Raw genomic sequence first — 16,488 nt, 5'->3', positions numbered from 1 at the left:
AGGTCAGGTCGGCGCCGCCAGCCACGACAGCACCCGTCCGCGCGACCAGCACCGGCCGACCACCTCGACCTGCGGGCCGCCCGCGTCGACCAGTGCGACCGCGACGATCGAGTGCCCCGAGGCCGGCCGGTCTCCGAGCGTCGGCACCGAGGGCGCGACGCCGACCCCCTCGACCGACACCCACGCGAGCGGACGGGACGACGCGGCGTCGCGCAGCGCCGCGAGGAACGCCTCCCGCCGCGCCGGCCGCAGCCGCGACAGCGCCCACGTGCTCGTCACCACCGGCAGCGCCCCGGCGGGCACGGCGTCGACCACGGCGTCGACGACGTCGACCTCGGCCGCCGCCCGCGCGACCACCGGCGGCAGCGGGTGCCCGGGCAGGCGCCCGGGACCCACGACCCGCGACACGACCTGCACGTCGGCGTCCGGGTCGCCGAGCACCGGCCCGTCGCCGTACCGGACGCCGACGCGGTCGAGCTCGAGGTCGAGGCCGACCGGTGCCCCGAGCGACACCAGCCCGACGGCGTCGGCGCCCGCCCGGTGCGCGGCGTGCGCCACGGCCGGACGCAGCACCGCGCACCGCGGCGCGTCGGACGACTGCTCGAGCGCCTCGCGCCGTGACGTCACGGGGTCCAGTCGGGGCGCAGCGGGAACTCCGTCTCGCCGCGCGGACCGACCTTCGAGGCGAGCACCTGGTGCAGCTGCAGCCCGTTCGTCTCGAAGGCGAGCCGCGACCCGGCCATGTACAGGCCCCACACCTTGGCGGTCGCCTCGCCGACCTCGGCCACGCACTCGTCCCAGCGCTCGACCAGGTTGCGGTTCCACGCGGCGAGGGTGTGCGCGTAGTGCAGCCGCAGGTTCTCGTCGTGGTGCACCTCGAAGCCGGCGTCGTGCACCTCGGTGACCACGCGCCCCGGCGAAGCGAGCTCGCCGTCGGGGAAGACGTACCGGTCGGTGAACGGCTCGGTGCGTGCGCCGACCCGGCCGTGGGGTCGCGTGATGGTGTGGTTGAGCAGGCGCCCGCCCTCGCGGAGCCGGCTGCGCAGGAACCGGAAGTAGGCGGGGTACCTGCGCACCCCGATGTGCTCGGTGAGACCGATGGAGGAGACCGCGTCGAACTCCTCGGCCGGGGCCGCGCGGTAGTCGAGGTGGCGCACCTCGGCCAGGTGCGAGAGCCCCTCGCGCTCGATCGCGGCCTGCGCCCACGCCGCCTGCTCGGCCGACAACGTCACCCCGAGCGCGCGCACGCCGTGCTCGCGGGCCGCGTGCCGGACCATCCCGCCCCACCCGCACCCGACGTCGAGCAGCCGCATGCCGGGACGCAGCGCGAGCTTGCCCGCCACCAGCTCGTACTTGCGCGCCTGCGCCTGCTCGAGGGAGTCGTCCGGCGTGTCGAAGACGGCGCAGGTGTAGGTCATCGACGGGCCGAGCACGTGCTCGTAGAAGGCGTTGCCGACGTCGTAGTGGTGGTGGATCGCCTCGCCGGCACGCTGCGCGCGGCTCGCCCGCTCGCGCAGCTGGTGCGCCGTGCGCCGCCAGCGGGCCGGCGCCTCCTGCGGCGGGGGTGGCGGTGGGCGCAGGAAACCGGCACCGAAGGTGCGGGTCAGACCCCGTGCCAGACGGGCGATCTCACCGGCGGTGGGACGATGCGTGCGCACCTGCCGCAGCGTCTCGAACAGCGGGTACGGGTCGCCCGGGTGCACGCCGTCGACGCGCAGGTTGTCGGTGAGGTAGGCGCGGGCGAGACCCAGGTCGCCCGGCGCCGTCACGACGTACTGCAGTCCCTGCGGCGTCCGCACGTCGAGCACGATGCCCGACCCGTCGTTGCCCGTCTCGGAACCGTCGAACGCCCTCACCCGCAACGGGATCGGACCCTCGACCACTGCCTGCACCAGGTCGGCCACCCGCACGGGTGCCTCTCCGGTGCCCTGGTCGGTCTTCAGCAACCCGGTCACCCCCGGCCCACCACCTTCTCGAACAGACCCGGCAGCCGCTGCTGCGGGTCGTACCTCTCCTTGACCGCCCGGTGGTGCGACCCCCCGTACAGGCGGTCGAACTCGTCCCGGTCGTAGTACGCGTCGGAGTAGAGCGACTTGTGGCCGCCCACCCGCGTGACCTCCCGCTCGACCAGCCGGTTCACGTCGCCGTCGGTGCGCGGCGGCACGACGGGCACCGTGCCCCAGAACCCGACGTTCACATAGGTGCGGTCGGGTTCGAGCGGGTACAGCGGCCAGCTGCGGGCGGCCGCACCGCCGCGCAACCGCAACGGGCACAGCCAGATCGGCGCGATCGGCACCTCGCGCAGGAACCAGCGCAGGAAGTCGGCGGTGCGCTCGACCGGCACCTCGACGTCCTGCACGACCCGCTCGCGCGCAGGCAGCCCCCGCCACCGGTCGACCGCGGCCGCCACGTGGTGGCGGTGCTCGAACCCCACCAGGCGGTGGTAGACGTCGCTGCGCCGGTACCGCCGCGGCCACAGGCGCCGGACGACGGGGTGCTGCGCGCCGAACGCCCGTGAGCACCAGAACCAGTCGGTGTCCCAGCGCCAGAGGTAGTCGTACGCCGTCAGCCGGTCGGTCTCGCGCACCTGCAGCGAGCGGTAGTAGGGCACCTGCCCCGTCCAGTCGCTCGGCGGGCCGAGCCGGCGGGCCTCGTCGAGATCCGCGGACCGGCCGACCACCAGGTACGACTCGTCGGCCGAGAACACCACGCCGTCGAGGAAGTCGACCGGCTCGCCGTCCCACACGGGGTCGTCGACGAGGGCGCCGACCGCGGTCTGCAGGTCGTCGAGCGAGGTGAAGCGGACGTTGCGGGTGAGCACCGCCGGCCCCACCTCGTGCAGCTCGATCCGCAGCCGGGTCGCGTACCCGAGCGTGCCGTAGGAGTTGGGGAACGCGGCGAACAGGTCGGCGTGCTCGCCGTCGGGGGTGGCGCGCACGACCTCGCCGGCGCCGGTGAGCACGTCCATCTCGAGCACCGACTCGTGCGGCAGGCCGTGCCGGTACGAGGTGGACTCGATGCCGAGCCCGGTGACCGCCCCGCCGAGGGTGATCGTGCGCAGCTGCGGGACGACCAGGGGCGCCAGGCCGTGGGGGAGGGTGGCGTCGACGAGGTCCTCGTAGGTGCACACGCCCTGCACGTCGGCGGTGCGCGCGACCGGGTCGACGCCGAGCACCCCGCCCAGACCGGACACGTCGAGCCCGGGCCGCGTCGCGGCGCCGCGCGGGCGGAACAGGTTGGAGGTGCGCTTGGCGAGCCGCACCTGCTCGCCGGGCGGCACGGCCGCGTAGGAGGCGAGCAGCCGGTCGACCGCGTCGTCGTGGCGGGTGCGGACCGCGGGGTCGAGGACCACCATGCCGTCACTGTGGCACCCGCCACCGACGACGGTCACCCCCGTTCGGGCGGATCAGGCGGGGACGCCGCCCCGGGCGGTGCGGGGGGCGGGGACGCCCGGACCGGGCCCGCGGATCAGCGACGCCAGCTCCGACGCCGGCACCGGCCGGCTCCACAGGTAGCCCTGCCCGAGGTCGCACGACGCGCGCCGGAGCCACTCGTGCTGCTCGACCTGCTCGACGCCCTCGGCGACGACCACGAGCCCGAGCCGGCGACCCATCTCGATGACGGTCTCGGTGATGGAGGCTCCCCCGCCGTCGGGCGAGGTCACCTGGTCGACGAAGGACTTGTCGACCTTGAGCACGTCGACCGGCAGGTCGGACAGGTACTGCAGCGAGCTGTAGCCCGTCCCGAAGTCGTCGATCGCCACGCGCACGCCGTGCTCGCGCAGCGCCGCCAGGCGCGGTGCGGCGGAGGACAGGTCGCCCACCAGGACGCTCTCGGTGAGCTCGACCACGAGCCGCTGCGGGGGCAGCCCGGTCGCGGCCAGCACCCCGAGCACCTCCTGCACGAACGCGGGCTGCAGCAGCTGCTGCGCCGCGACGTTCACCGACACCGTCAGCGGGCCGTGCTCCTGCAGCTCCGCGCCCACCCGGCACGCCTCGCGCAGCACCCACGACCCCAGCCGCCCGATCAGCCCGGTCTGCTCGGCCAGCGGCACGAACTCGCCGGGCGGCACGAGCCCGCGCTCGGGGTGCTGCCAGCGCACGAGCGCCTCGACGCCGGTGACGGCGCCGCCGCGGATGTCGACGGTCGGCTGGAAGTGCAGCACCAGCTGGTCCTCGTCGAGGGCCCGGTGCAGCTCCGAGCGCAGCTCGAGCCGGCGGACCGCGTCGACGTGCATCGACTCCTCGTACGCGACGACGGTCGAGCGTCCGAGCGCCTTGCCGGACGACTTGGCCCGGTACATCGCGAGGTCGGCGTCACGCAGGAGGCCGGCGCCGTCGCGTCCGCTGCCCGCCGTGGTCGCGACCCCGATGCTCAGCTGCAGCGGGACGGTGGTGTCGCCGGCCCGTGCGGGCCGGCTCATCGCGTCGACGAGCGCGGTGGCGAGCTCGGCCGCGGTGGCGGGGTCGGTGTCCTCGAGCAGCACGGCGAACTCGTCGCCGCCGAGACGTGCCGTGGTGTCGCCCGGTCGCACCGCGTCGCGCAGCCGCTCGCCGACGGTCGCGAGGAGCGCGTCGCCGGCGCCGTGGCCGAGGCTGTCGTTGACGGTCTTGAAGTCGTCGAGGTCGCAGAACAGCACGGCCACCTCGCGCCCCAGCGCGAGCGCGTGCTCGAGCCGGTCGGTGAACAGCTGGCGGTTGGCGAGCCCGGTGAGGCCGTCGTAGAAGGCCTGGTGCGCGAGGCGCTCCTGCAGCGCGTGCCTCTCGGTGACGTCGCGCAGGCTCAGCACCAGCCCGCCCACCGCGGGCTCGTCGAGCAGGTTGGTCAGCGTCCCCTCGAGCACCCGGACGCCGCGGTCGGCGTCCTGCACCCGGGTCTGCACCTGGCCCACCTCGCCGGGGCCGAGCCGTGACAGCGCCGCGACGAGCGCGGGGGCGTCGTCCGCGACGAGCAGGTCGGGCACGCTGCGGCCGAGGACCTCCTCGGGCGCGAGCCCCAGCACGACCCGCGACGACGGGCTGACGAACGTCGCACCGCCGCCGGCGTCGAGCACCATCACCAGGTCGGTGCCGTTCTGGACGAGCGCGAGCAGGCGACGCTCGCCGACCGCCGACGCCTCCTGCTCGGTCACCCGCTGCTGCAGGGCGCGGTGACGCGCGACGAGACGGCGGAACCAGAAGAACCAACCGATCGAGACCACGACGAGCAGCACCACGTAGACCGCGGCCGCCTGGCCGTCGACCCGCTCGCTGCGGGCGGCGAGACCGGCACCGACCTCGCGGCCCGCCTCGCGCCCTGCCGCGACGCGACCGTCCGCCACGTCGTCGACGGCGCGCTCGAGCGCCTCGACGTCGTCGGCCGCCAGCCCGGCGGCGGCGAGCCCCTCGACCTGCGCCCGGGCGCGGTCGGACCACGCCGCGTCCTCGTCGCCGGTGGCCGACTCCAGCGCCCCCTGCAGCGCGGCGTGCACGACGCGCTGCTCGCGCACGTCGTCGCCGCGGTGGTAGACGGCCTGCAGCAGCAGGAACTCCCCGGCCACGAGCAGCACGGTGAGCACCGCCGTGAGGGCGACGCGCCACCACGGCCGTGCGGCGCGGGTGCGCTCGCTGGGCGCCATGCAGCCTCCTGCCGGGTCGGTGCGCTCGGACGGTCCACCCTGTGTGTCGGCGCGCGAGGAGGCCGCCTTGACCGGTTCCCCCGTTGTTCACCTGCAGCGAGCAGGATGGGCGGTATGCGCCCACCGCTCCGCCGCCCGCTCACCGTCCTGGCCGCGGCCGCCCTCGCCGTGCCGCTGACCGCCCTCGCCGTGCTCCCCGCGAGCGCCGACGACGCCGAGCGGGCGGGTCCCCCGCGGCACGACCCCGTGCGGTTCGCGACCTTCAACGCGTCCCTCAACCGCGCCGCCGCCGGCCAGCTGGTGAGCGACCTGTCGACGCCGGGCAACGCCCAGGCGCGCACGGTGGCCGAGATCGTGCAGCGGATGGACGCCGACGTGCTGCTGGTGAACGAGTTCGACTACGTCCCCGGCGGCGTCGCGGCCGACCTGTTCCGCGACAACTACCTCGAGGTCTCGCAGAACGGGGCCGCGCCGGTCGAGTACCCCTACGCGTACGTGGCGCCGTCCAACACCGGTGTGCCGTCGGGCTTCGACCTCGACAACAGCGGGACGGTCGGCGGCGGCAACGACGCGTTCGGGTTCGGCGAGTTCGAGGGCCAGTACGGGATGCTCGTGCTGTCGAAGCTGCCGATCGACACCGACGCCGTGCGCACCTTCCAGACCTTCCGGTGGGCCGACATGCCGGGTGCCCTGCTGCCGGACGACCCCGCCACGCCGGCCCCCGCCGACTGGTACTCGGCCGACGAGCTCGAGGTGGTGCGGCTGTCGAGCAAGTCGCACTGGGACGTGCCCGTGCTCGTCGGTGCCGACCGCGACGGCGAGGGCGGCACCCCGGTGCACTTCCTGGTGTCGCACCCCACGCCGCCCACCTTCGACGGGCCCGAGGACCGCAACGGCACCCGCAACCACGACGAGATCCGGTTCTGGGCCGACTACGTGCGCGGCGGGCGCCACGCGCGGTACGTGTACGACGACGCCGGGACGCGCGGCGGGCTGCCCCGCGGCGAGCACTTCGTGATCGCGGGCGACCAGAACAGCGACCCGGTCGACGGCGACTCGGTCGACGGCGCGATCCAGCAGCTGCTCGACCACCCGCGGATCCAGGACCCGCTGCCCACCTCGGCAGGGGCCGTCGAGGCGTCCGCGCTGCAGGGCGGGGCGAACGCCTCGCACCAGGGCGACCCGCGGTACGACACCGCCGACTTCGCCGACACCCAGCCCGGGAACCTGCGCGCCGACTACGTCCTGCCCTCGCGCGACCTGCGGGTGAAGGGCGCCGGCGTGTTCTGGCCGGTGCAGGCCGACCCGCTCTCGCGCCTCACCGGCGTCTTCCCGTTCCCCTCGTCCGACCACCGCGCGGTGTGGGTGGACGTGCGCGCCCGCCGCTGACCACTGTCCGTTCACCACGTTCAGTTGGTGACCGCCACCTGGACGTGGCGTGCGGGCCTCGCGAAGCAGCCGCTCGCCTCGCTCAGATGCCGTGTTGCGATACATAGGCTATCTATATAGACTGCCGATATGATCGATGGCCTCGGGGACGCCCTGCTGCGCACCACCGCGCGGCTCACCCGCTGGGCGTCGCAGCGGGCGCGGTTCGACGTCCCCCCGGCGCAGGCGCGGCTGCTCGCCCTGGTCGACGAGCTGGGCCCGGCCCGCGTGGGCGACCTCGCCGTCGCCGACCACACCAGCCAGCCGTCGATGAGCGCCCAGCTCGCCCGGGTCGAGGAGCACGGGTGGGTCACCCGTGCCGCCGACCCCGCCGACTCCCGCGCCTGGCTCATCTCGCTCGCGCCCGCGGGTGCGGACGCCCTCGCCCGCGTCCGCGCGGCACGCGCCGAGGTGCTCGCCCCGGTGCTCGACGGGCTGGACGACGACGAGCGCGCCCGCCTCGCCGAGGCCGTCGACGTGCTCGAGGGCCTCCTGGCCCGGGCCGCGTCCGTCCCCACCCACGCCTGACACCCGTTCTCCAGCAGAGGAAGTGACCGCCCCGTGTGGCGCCAGTCCCGTACCGTCTACGCCGTCGCGTTCGCCTGCGTCGTCGCCTTCATGGGCATCGGCCTGGTCGACCCGATCCTGCAGCCGATCGCCGAGGAGATGGGCGCCGGCCCGTCCGAGGTCTCGCTGCTGTTCACCAGCTACATGGCGGTGATGGGCGTCGCGATGCTCGGCACCGGCTGGCTCTCCAGCCGGATCGGCGCCAAGTGGACGCTGCTCGCCGGGCTCGCCGTCATCATCGTCGGCGCCACCCTCGCCGGGACGCAGGACTCGGTCGCCGGCATCGTCGCCTTCCGCGCGCTCTGGGGCCTCGGCAACGCGATGTTCATCGCCACGGCGCTCGCGACCATCGTCCAGGCGGCGAAGGGCTCTGTGGGACAGGCGATCATCCTCTACGAGGCCGCGCTCGGCCTCGGCATCGCCGCCGGCCCGCTGCTGGGCGGGGCGCTCGGCTCGGTGTCGTGGCGCTGGCCGTTCTTCGGCGTCGGCGCGCTGATGGCGGTGGCGCTCGTCGTGACCGCGTTCTCGCTGCCGGCCACCCCGCGTCCGGCGCACCCGACCCCGCTGTCGGCGCCGCTGCGCGCGCTCGGCCACCGCGGCCTGCTGTCGGTCGGCCTGGTCGCACTGCTCTACAACTTCGGCTTCTTCACGCTGCTCGCGTTCACCCCGTTCCCGCTGGACATGTCGGCCGGCGGCATCGGCCTGGTGTTCTTCGGCTGGGGCGTGCTGCTCGCGTTCGCGTCCGTCGTGGTCGCGCCGCGGGTCCAGCGCGCCGTCGGAACGGTCACCGGGACGGCGCTCGCGCTCACCGGGTTCGCCCTCACCCTGGTCGCGATGGCGGTCTGGACGGACCACAAGCCGGTGCTCGTCGTCGGCGTCGTGCTGGCCGGCGGGTTCCTGGGGGTGAACAACACGCTCATCACCGAGACCGTCATGCGGGTGTCACCGGTCGAGCGCGGGACGGCCTCGGCCGCGTACTCGTTCGTCCGGTTCTCCGGTGGTGCGGTCGCCCCCTGGCTCGCCGGGACGCTGGGCGAGCGCAACCTGCACCTGCCGTTCTGGGTGGGAGCATCGGCGGTCGTGGCCGCCGTCCTGCTCCTGCTCGCCGCCCGCCCGCTGCTGCGCGGCGCCGAGGGCGAGGACGCCCACGCGCCCGTCCCGGCGCGCACCGAGGCCGAGGCCGTCACGGTCGGCGATGCCTGACGCGCGGGTGCTCGCCGTCAGCAGCGACGGCGAGCACCGGTTCAGCAAGGTCGTCCGCCCGGTCGTCGAGCTGGTCGAGGGGCTCGGTGTGCGAGGCGACGCCCACCTCGGCGAGACCGTGCGGCACCGGTCGCGGGTGCGTCGCGACCCCACCGTCCCGAACCTGCGGCAGGTGCACCTCGTGGCCCGTGAGTTCCTCGACGAGGCGCGCGAGGCAGGGTTCGAGGTCGGCCCCGGCGAGCTGGGCGAGAACGTCCTCACCGAGGGCCTCGACCTGCTCCGCCTCCCGCGCGGCACCCGGCTGCGGCTCGGCCCCGACGCCGTCGTCCGGGTCACCGGCCTGCGCAACCCGTGCGTGCAGATCGACCGGTTCCGGCCGGGTCTGCTGAAGGTGGCGGTGCGTCCCGGTCCCGACGGGCCCGACCTGCGGGCCGGGGTGATGTCGGTCGTCGAGACCGGCGGCGAGGTGCGCGCCGGCGACGGCGTCACGGTCGAGCTCCCGGACGGCCCGCACGTCCGCCTCGAGGTGGTCTGACCCGCGACGGATGTGGAGTACCGGGGCGTCCGCAGGCCCCGTTCGCCCCTGTACTGCGCATGCGCGAACGAGGTCGCCAGCGGCGGCGATCGGGCGTCCGTCCGCCCGGCTCGCCCGACCACGGCGGTCCGGGCGGCGATGAGTTCCGCGGGCGGCGCCGGTCGGTCCTGCATGAGCGGAACCCGGTACGTCCTGGTGCCCGGCGGCGGCGGCAGCGCCCACGACTGGCACCGCGTGGTGCCCCTTCTCGAGGCCCGCGGGCACGAGGTCGCAGCGGTGCAGCTGCCCGCGGCCGACCCCGCAGCCGGCCTGCAGGCGTACGCCGACCTGGTGGCCGAGGCGGTCGGCGACCACCCGCACGTCGTGGTCGTCGCGCACTCGATGGGAGCGCTGTCGGCGCCGCTCGCCTGCGCGCGGCGTCCGGTCGACCTGCTGGTGCTGCTCGCGCCGATGGTGCCCGTACCCGGGGAGTCGGGCTCGGACTGGTGGGACGCGGTCGGGCAGCCGGAGGCGGCGGCCGCGCTCGCGCGCGAGCAGGGCCGCGACCCCGGGGTCTTCGACGAGGACGCGCTGTTCTGGCACGACGTCCCGCCCGAGGTCGTCGCCGAGGCGCTCGCGCACGCGTCCGACGAGGTGGGCGCCTTCGACGAGCCGTGGCCCCTCGACGCCTGGCCCGACGTGCCCACCCGCGTGGTCGCCTGCCGCGACGACCGGCTGCTGCCGCTCGACCTGGTCCGCCGGTACACGCGCGACCGGCTCGGCATCCACCCGGACGAGACCGCCGGCGGCCACATGGCCGCGCTGTCGCACCCGGACGAGCTCGTCGCCGTCCTGGAGTGGGTGCGCTGGCAGGAGGGCCGGGCCGCCGGACGCCCTGGGCACCGTCGGGGGGACGGTCTAGGGTCGGCGGCGACGTCGAAGGAGGCGCCCGCATGACCGAAGTCGCACCCGCCGAGGGCACCGTCGCGGTGGACCAGCCCGACCCGCGCGAGGGCGGCCCCCAGCAGCTCGAGCGCTACCGGCGCGAGCTCACCGGCTACTGCTACCGCATGCTCGGCTCGTCGTTCGACGCCGAGGACGCCGTGCAGGACACGATGGTCCGGGCCTGGAAGGCGTGGGACAAGTTCGAGGGACGCTCGTCCGTCCGCTCCTGGATCTACCGGATCGCCACCAACGTCTGCCTGACCATGCTCGAGCAGTCGGGCCGCCGGGCCGTGCCGATGGAGTTCGGCGGTCCGTCCGAGCCGGTCGTGGGCTCGCTCGGCGAGCCGGCGCCCGAGGCCACCTGGGTCACCCCGGTGCCGGACGGCCGCATCGACCTCACCGCCGCCGACCCGGCCGACGTCGCCGTCGCCCGCGACTCCGTGCGGATGGCGTTCGTCGCCGCCCTGCAGCACCTGCCGGCCCGCCAGCGCGCGGTGCTGATCCTGCGCGAGGTGCTGCGCTGGAAGGCCGACGAGGTGGCCGCCCTGCTCGACACCACCGTCGCGTCGGTGAACAGCGCCCTGCAGCGCGCCCGCGCCACCATCGGCGAGACCGGGCTCGGCGAGACCCCGCTCGACCCGCTCGACGAGGCGCACGAGGAGCTGCTCACGCGCTACGTCTCGGCCTTCGAGCGGTACGACATGCAGGCGCTGGTGCAGCTGCTCGCCGACGACGTCACGCAGAACATGCCGCCGTTCTCGCTGTGGCTCGAGGGTCCCGACGACGTCACCGCGTGGATGGTCGGCCCCGGTGCCGCCTGCCGCGGCTCGAAGCTGGTGCCGGTGATGGTGAACGGGCGTCCGGGCTTCGCGCAGTACAAGCCGTCGGCGAACGGCGGCTACGAGCCGTGGGCGATCCAGTCGCTCGAGGTGTCGGGCGGGCGCATCACCGGCATGACGTTCTTCCTCGACACCCGGCTGTTCGCCGAGTTCGGCGTCCCGTCCCGCCTCGACTGACCGCGCGGCGCCGGGACGCTCAGGCGTCCTGGCGCCGGCGCACCGAGACCAGCGCCGCCGTCTCCAGCCCGGGGTTGTGCAGCTCGGTGACGTCGAGCCCGGTGAGCCACAGCAGGTCGCGGGCCGCGAACGTGCGCCGCACGCCCGAGGCCAGCCGCACCTCGACCACGCCCTCGCGCACGACCACGATCGCGCCGCGCCACTGCGCCGGGTCGTAGACCAGCGAGTCGCCGGGCGGCAGCTCGGTGACCCGGCGCACGAACGCCGCGGGCAGCTGCGGGGCGGCTGCCAGGCGGGCGAGCAGGTCCTCGGTCACGCAGGTACGACCGGCGGCCGACCCGCGACTCATCGCAACGGGACGAACCGGTAGCTGCCGTGCTCCTCGACCTCGGTCCCGGACGCCGTGCGCGCCACCCGCAGCAGCCGCCCGTCGACCGGGCACACCATCACCCCGCCCACGACGAGCTGCGCCACCAGGTCGGCGGGCAGCTCGCGCGCCGCCGCCGACACCAGCACCCGGTCGAACGGGGCCAGGTCCGGCCGCCCGAGCACCCCGGGCACCGCCTGCTCGAGCACCGCCCACGGCACGTCGGCCGCCTCGAGGTTCGCCGCTCCCCAGCGGGCCAGGTCGGGCTCGAGCTCGACGCCGACGACCTCGCCGGTGGGTCCGACCAGGTGCGCCAGCAGCGCCGTCGTCCACCCCGACCCCGCACCGACGTCGAGCACCCGCGCGTCCGGGTGCACGTCGAGCAGCGTCAGCATGTCGACCACCGTGCGCGGCTGCGAGCTGGTCTGCCCGTGCCCGATCGGCAGCGGCCGGTCGGCGTCGGCGAGCGGGCGCTGGTCGGGCGGGAGGAAGCGGTGCCGCGGCGCGAGCCGCAGCGCGGAGTCGACCGACGTGGGGTCGGTCCCGGGGCCGTGCGGTGCCGCGGGCACGGAACCCAGTGTGCTCCGGGCGCCCCGGCACGGCACCCTGCCGCCATGAGCGAGCGTCCCCTCGACCTGTCCGCGCTGCGTCCGCAGCCCGAGCTCGCGACCGAGCGCCTGCGGCTCGTGCAGCACGGACCCGAGCACCTCGACCACGCCTGGGCGGGCCTGCAGGACGCGGAGGGCATGCGGCACACCGGCACCCACGCCACCTTCACCCGCGAGCAGGTGCTCGCGTTCCTCACCCGCCTGCCGGACGCCGACGACCGCGCCGACTGGGCGGTGCTGCGGGCCGACGACGGCGCCTACCTCGGCGAGGTCGTGCTGAACGAGCTCGACCCCGACAACCGCTCGATGGGCTTCCGGATCGCGCTGGGGAGCCCGCTGGTGCGCGGGCAGGGCTACGGGACGGAGGCCACCCGCGCGGTCGTCGCGTTCGGCCTCGACGTGGTCGGGCTGCACCGGATCGAGCTCGAGGTGCACGCGAGCAACCCGCGCGGCCGCCGGGTCTACGAGAAGGCCGGTTTCGTGCTCGAGGGGACGCGCCGCGACGCCCTGCGCTGGGACGGCGCCTACGAGGACGTGCACACGATGGCGGTGCTGGCGAGCGACCCGCGCCCCTGAGAGGGGGGGCGACTCCGCGAGGCGAGCACGCACTCCACGGGGCCCACACGCCACGTTCGGTAGGCGATCGCCACCTGAACGTGGTGAACGGACGAGCGCAAGATGAGAGCCGTCTCATCGAGCCCTCATCATGGGTTCATGCCGCCCGCCCACGCTGCCGCGGTGACCACCGCGCAGGCCCCCGGCACGGCCACCAGGAGCACGGGCACCACGAGCACGGGCACCACGAGCGACCTCGAGCTGCTCACCGGACCGTCGGCGCACGACCTGCTCGCGGCGGCGGTGACCACCGGCGGCGGCGAGCTGGTGCGCTGGCGGGTGCGCCAGGTCGACCACCGCCCGGGCCGCAGCGTCACCGCCTCGTACACCGCCCGGGTCCGCTGGGGCGCGCACGAGCAGGACGAGACGCTCGGGGCGAGCACGGGCACGTTCCCCGGCCCGGCGCCGAGCGCGCCCGACGGCGTCCTCACCCTGTCGGACGGCGTGCGGGACGTGCAGGTCTGGCGGCTGCCGCTCGACCCGGCGCTGCCCGGGCTCGCCGCCGCCTGCGACCCGGTGGCCGTGGCGGCCGCCCTGTCGCGGTTCGGCGCCGCGTGCGCGCCCGACCAGGTGCGGCTGACGATGCGCGCGTACCGCCCGCGCCGCGGCGCGGTCGTGCAGGCCGACGTGCCCGGCGGGCGGCTGTTCCTCAAGGTGCTGCGCCCGCACCGGTCGGCCGAGCTGCACGACCGGCACCGGCTGCTGCACGGCGCCGGGCTGCCGGTCCCGCGCAGCCTCGGCCACACCCCGGACGGCGTCGTCGTGCTCGAGCCGCTGCTCGGCGAGCCGATGCGGCCCCGGCTGCTGTCCGGGGGCCCGGTGCCGTCCGGCCGCGCGCTCGTCGACCTGGTCGACCGCCTCCCCCGCGCAGTGCTCGACCTGCCCCAGCGGCGGTCGTGGAGCCACGGTGCGGCCCACTACGCCGGCGTCGTCGCCGCCGCGCTGCCCGAGGCGGGCGACCGCGTGCGGGCCGTGGCCGACGCCGTGCTCGACGCCGTCCGCGACGTCCCCGCCGACGAGCCCTGCCACGGCGACCTCTACGAGGGGCAGCTGCTGCTCGACGGGCCGCGGGTGAGCGGCCTGCTCGACGTCGACTCCGTCGGCCCCGGGCGGCGCGCCGACGACCTGGCCTGCCTGCTCGCGCACGCCCACGTGCTCGGGCTGATGCGCCCGCGCCGCGAGGAGCGGCTCGCCGCCGTGCGCGCCGACTGGCTCGCCGCCGCCGACGCCGTGCTCGACCCGGCCGAGGTGCGGGTGCGCACGGCAGGTGTGCTGCTCTCGCTCACCACCGGCCCGCACCGCGTGCAGGAGGACGGCTGGCAGGAGGCCACGCTCGCCCGGGTCGCGGCCTGCGAGCGCTGGCTCGGGGCCGCCGGGTGAGCGAGGAGGCCACCCGCCGCCGGCGCTGGACCGTCCGCGCCAAGGTGCTCGCGTCGGTGCTGCTCGTGACCGCCGCCGGCACGACCGTCACCGGCGCCACCGTCTACGTGCTGCAGCTGCAGCGGCTCGACCGCGACATCCGCGGGGCGCTGGTGCAGGAGGTCGAGGAGTTCCAGACGCTCGCCGAGCAGGGCGTCGACCCCGAGACCGGGCGGCCGTTCGACAGCGTCGAGCAGCTGCTGCGGGTCGCCCTGGCGCGCAACGTCCCGTCGGCGAACGAGACCAGCCTGACCCTCGTCGGCGGCGAGGTGTACGCCCTGCCCGGCGGCGACCGCCCGCTGCGCCTCGAGGACGAGCCGGCGGCGATGGCCGCGATCACGGCCGTGGCGCCCGACTCGCCGTCGCGCTTCCGCGACGTGCAGACCAGCGCGGGCCTGGTGCGCCTCGTGATCGTCCAGGTCGGCGTCGCCGGGACGCCGACCACCGGCACCTACGTCGTCGCCTACGTCGTCGACCAGCCGCGCACCGAGCTGAACGAGCTGATGCGCCTCTACGCGCTGGTCGCCGCCGGCACGCTGCTGCTCGTCGCGCTGGTCGGGTGGGTCGTGGCCGGGCGCCTCCTCGGTCCGCTCCGCGCCCTGCGCGAGGCGGCCGGCCGCATCGACGAGCACGACCTGACCGAACGCATCCCCGAGCGCGGGGACGACGACGTGACCGAGCTGACCCGCTCCTACAACGCGATGCTCGACCGCCTGCAGACGGCGTTCGAGAGCCAGCGACAGTTCCTCGACGACGCCGGCCACGAGCTCCGCACGCCGGTGACGATCCTGTCCGGCCACCTGCAGGTGCTCGACGCGAACGACCCCGCGTCGGTCGAGGAGACCCGGGCGCTGCTGCTCGACGAGACCGACCGGATGGCACGGCTCGTCGAGGACCTCATCCTGCTGGCGAAGTCGAGGCGCCCCGACTTCGTCCGCCCCGGCGCGGTCGACCTGGCCGGACTCACCGACGAGGTGCTCGACAAGGCCCGCGCCCTCGGCGACCGGGCCTGGCACCTCGACGCGCTCGCCGACGCGCGCGTGCGCGGCGACGAGCAGCGCCTCACCCAGGCCGTGCTCCAGCTCTGCCACAACGCGGTGAAGTTCTCCGAGCCCGGCAGCACCGTCGGCATCGGCAGCCAGGTCGTCACCGCGGCCGACGGGACGCGCGAGGCGCACGTGTGGGTGCGCGACAGCGGGGTCGGCATCGCCGCCGAGGACGCAGACCGCGTCTTCGAGCGGTTCGCGCGCGCCGAGACCGGCCGGGGCGTCGAGGGTTCCGGGCTGGGGCTCGCGATCGTCGCCGCCATCGCCGACGCGCACGGCGGCCGCGTCGACGTCGACTCCGACCCCGGACGCGGCTCCACCTTCACCCTCGTCCTCCCGGTCGACGCACCGGGCGACGGGACCACCGAGCCCGAGGAGGACGTCCCGTGAACCGCATCCTGATCGCCGAGGACGAGCAGCGCATCGCCTCGTTCGTCGAGAAGGGCCTGCGCTCCAACGGTTTCACCCCGACCGTCGTGGCCGACGGACGCACGGCCTACGACTACGCGTCGTCGGGCGAGTTCGACCTGCTGGTGCTCGACCTCGGCCTGCCGCTGCTCGACGGGCACGCCGTGCTGCGCCGGCTGCGGGAGGACGGCAACGCGATCCCCGTGGTCGTCCTCACCGCCCGGGTCGGCCTGGAGGACACCCTGCAGGTGCTCGAGGGCGGTGCCGACGACTACATGGCCAAGCCCTTCCGCTTCGACGAGCTGCTCGCACGGATCCGGCTGCGGCTCAAGGCGGATCGCGCGCCCGAGAGCACGGTGCTGGCGGTCGACGGGCTGCAGCTCGACCTGCGCACCCGGCGGGCCGACGTCGACGGCGCCACGGTCGAGCTGTCGGCGCGCGAGTTCGCGCTGGCCGAGACGTTCCTGCGCAACCCCGACCAGGTGCTGACCCGCGAGCAGCTGCTCAGCCACGTGTGGGGGTACGACTTCGACCCCGGCTCCAACGTCGTCGACGTGTACGTGCGCTACCTGCGCCGCAAGGTCGGCGCCGAGCGGATCGAGACCGTGCGCGGCGTCGGCTACCGGCTGCGGGCCGGACGATGAGCGTCCTCTCACGGTCGTCTCCTGGTGACCTCATCCGGGCCCGCGAACGTGGTTCCCACGACGGCAGGACGCCGGACCGGGACCCCGACCC

The 16,488-nt window shown here is 75.3% G+C and carries 16 protein-coding genes; 10 read left to right on the top strand and 6 right to left on the bottom strand.

Annotation, left to right across the window (positions count from 1 at the left end; translation table 11 throughout):
• Positions 1-3: 3 nt before the first annotated feature.
• From ACYVKY_RS18240 to ACYVKY_RS18225, 4 genes are read right to left on the bottom strand one after another with little or no spacing between them, the layout of a single operon-like run.
• A complete protein-coding gene (locus ACYVKY_RS18240; RefSeq protein WP_460436407.1) occupies positions 4-627 on the bottom strand; it encodes a DUF2332 family protein in 624 nt (207 codons plus the stop codon).
• Complete coding sequence (locus ACYVKY_RS18235) at positions 624-1,955, bottom strand: class I SAM-dependent methyltransferase (protein ID WP_460436406.1); 1,332 nt, start codon at positions 1,953-1,955, stop codon at positions 624-626. The genes ACYVKY_RS18240 and ACYVKY_RS18235 overlap by 4 nt, the downstream gene beginning before the upstream one ends.
• A complete protein-coding gene (locus ACYVKY_RS18230) occupies positions 1,952-3,355 on the bottom strand; it encodes an FAD-binding oxidoreductase (protein WP_460436405.1) in 1,404 nt (467 codons plus the stop codon). The genes ACYVKY_RS18235 and ACYVKY_RS18230 overlap by 4 nt, the downstream gene beginning before the upstream one ends.
• A gap of 51 nt (positions 3,356-3,406) precedes the next feature.
• The gene (locus tag ACYVKY_RS18225) at positions 3,407-5,617 is read right to left on the bottom strand and encodes a putative bifunctional diguanylate cyclase/phosphodiesterase (RefSeq protein ID WP_460436404.1); all 2,211 of its coding nucleotides are present in this window, start codon (positions 5,615-5,617) and stop codon (positions 3,407-3,409) included.
• Positions 5,618-5,731: 114 nt separating this feature from the next.
• Here ACYVKY_RS18225 and ACYVKY_RS18220 point away from each other — a divergent pair, with 114 nt between their 5' ends.
• The 6 genes from ACYVKY_RS18220 (at position 5,732) to ACYVKY_RS18195 (ending at position 11,290) form a co-directional block, all read left to right on the top strand.
• On the top strand, positions 5,732-7,006 hold the full coding sequence (locus ACYVKY_RS18220) for an endonuclease/exonuclease/phosphatase family protein (protein ID WP_460436403.1): 1,275 nt from the start codon (positions 5,732-5,734) through the stop codon (positions 7,004-7,006).
• A 129-nt stretch (positions 7,007-7,135) separates the two neighbouring features.
• Positions 7,136-7,573, top strand: coding sequence for a MarR family winged helix-turn-helix transcriptional regulator (locus ACYVKY_RS18215; protein WP_460436402.1), 438 nt, complete (start codon positions 7,136-7,138; stop codon positions 7,571-7,573).
• 33 nt (positions 7,574-7,606) lie between these two features.
• On the top strand, positions 7,607-8,815 hold the full coding sequence (locus ACYVKY_RS18210; RefSeq protein ID WP_460436401.1) for an MFS transporter: 1,209 nt from the start codon (positions 7,607-7,609) through the stop codon (positions 8,813-8,815).
• The gene (locus ACYVKY_RS18205; RefSeq protein ID WP_460436400.1) at positions 8,808-9,350 is read left to right on the top strand and encodes an MOSC domain-containing protein; all 543 of its coding nucleotides are present in this window, start codon (positions 8,808-8,810) and stop codon (positions 9,348-9,350) included. Before ACYVKY_RS18210 ends, ACYVKY_RS18205 begins: the two co-directional genes overlap by 8 nt.
• Positions 9,351-9,521: 171 nt before the next feature.
• Entirely contained in the window at positions 9,522-10,286 is a 765-nt protein-coding gene (locus ACYVKY_RS18200; protein WP_460436399.1) for an alpha/beta fold hydrolase, read from the top strand.
• Positions 10,283-11,290, top strand: a complete 1,008-nt coding sequence (locus ACYVKY_RS18195; RefSeq protein ID WP_460436398.1) for a sigma-70 family RNA polymerase sigma factor — start codon at positions 10,283-10,285, stop codon at positions 11,288-11,290. Before ACYVKY_RS18200 ends, ACYVKY_RS18195 begins: the two co-directional genes overlap by 4 nt.
• 19 nt (positions 11,291-11,309) lie before the next feature.
• Here the strand turns inward: ACYVKY_RS18195 and ACYVKY_RS18190 are convergent, their stop codons facing one another.
• Both ACYVKY_RS18190 and ACYVKY_RS18185 read right to left on the bottom strand, forming a co-directional pair.
• Entirely contained in the window at positions 11,310-11,606 is a 297-nt protein-coding gene (locus tag ACYVKY_RS18190; RefSeq protein WP_460436397.1) for a hypothetical protein, read from the bottom strand.
• A 29-nt stretch (positions 11,607-11,635) separates the two neighbouring features.
• Positions 11,636-12,226 (bottom strand): protein-L-isoaspartate O-methyltransferase family protein, encoded by a 591-nt coding sequence (locus ACYVKY_RS18185; RefSeq protein WP_460436396.1) that lies wholly within the window; start codon positions 12,224-12,226, stop codon positions 11,636-11,638.
• A 45-nt stretch (positions 12,227-12,271) separates the two neighbouring features.
• Between ACYVKY_RS18185 and ACYVKY_RS18180 the strand changes: the two genes are divergently transcribed.
• The 4 genes from ACYVKY_RS18180 (at position 12,272) to ACYVKY_RS18165 (ending at position 16,397) form a co-directional block, all read left to right on the top strand.
• Positions 12,272-12,841: a GNAT family N-acetyltransferase gene (locus ACYVKY_RS18180; RefSeq protein ID WP_460436395.1), complete on the top strand. Its 570-nt coding sequence runs from the start codon at positions 12,272-12,274 to the stop codon at positions 12,839-12,841.
• A 162-nt stretch (positions 12,842-13,003) separates the two neighbouring features.
• Positions 13,004-14,260 carry a phosphotransferase gene (locus ACYVKY_RS18175; protein WP_460436394.1) on the top strand — a complete coding sequence of 419 codons (1,257 nt, stop codon included), beginning with the start codon at positions 13,004-13,006 and terminating at the stop codon, positions 14,258-14,260.
• Positions 14,257-15,735, top strand: coding sequence for a sensor histidine kinase (locus ACYVKY_RS18170; RefSeq protein ID WP_460436393.1), 1,479 nt, complete (start codon positions 14,257-14,259; stop codon positions 15,733-15,735). Before ACYVKY_RS18175 ends, ACYVKY_RS18170 begins: the two co-directional genes overlap by 4 nt.
• Positions 15,732-16,397, top strand: a complete 666-nt coding sequence (locus tag ACYVKY_RS18165) for a response regulator transcription factor (protein WP_460436392.1) — start codon at positions 15,732-15,734, stop codon at positions 16,395-16,397. Before ACYVKY_RS18170 ends, ACYVKY_RS18165 begins: the two co-directional genes overlap by 4 nt.
• The last annotated feature ends 91 nt before the right edge of the window (positions 16,398-16,488 follow it).

It is taken from the genome of Angustibacter speluncae, from assembly GCF_054777815.1.
This window is presented reverse-complemented; position numbering and strand designations above follow the sequence as displayed.

Excerpts from the sequence above, each read along its gene's own strand:
- ACYVKY_RS18230 (WP_460436405.1), bottom strand. The coding sequence starts at position 3,355 with ATGGTGGTCCTCGACCCCGCGGTCCGCACCCGCCACGACGACGCGGTC.
- ACYVKY_RS18225 (WP_460436404.1), bottom strand. The coding sequence starts at position 5,617 with ATGGCGCCCAGCGAGCGCACCCGCGCCGCACGGCCGTGGTGGCGCGTC.
- ACYVKY_RS18220 (WP_460436403.1), top strand. The coding sequence starts at position 5,732 with ATGCGCCCACCGCTCCGCCGCCCGCTCACCGTCCTGGCCGCGGCCGCC.
- ACYVKY_RS18215 (WP_460436402.1), top strand. The coding sequence starts at position 7,136 with ATGATCGATGGCCTCGGGGACGCCCTGCTGCGCACCACCGCGCGGCTC.
- ACYVKY_RS18205 (WP_460436400.1), top strand. The coding sequence starts at position 8,808 with ATGCCTGACGCGCGGGTGCTCGCCGTCAGCAGCGACGGCGAGCACCGG.
- ACYVKY_RS18200 (WP_460436399.1), top strand. The coding sequence starts at position 9,522 with ATGAGCGGAACCCGGTACGTCCTGGTGCCCGGCGGCGGCGGCAGCGCC.
- ACYVKY_RS18195 (WP_460436398.1), top strand. The coding sequence starts at position 10,283 with ATGACCGAAGTCGCACCCGCCGAGGGCACCGTCGCGGTGGACCAGCCC.
- ACYVKY_RS18180 (WP_460436395.1), top strand. The coding sequence starts at position 12,272 with ATGAGCGAGCGTCCCCTCGACCTGTCCGCGCTGCGTCCGCAGCCCGAG.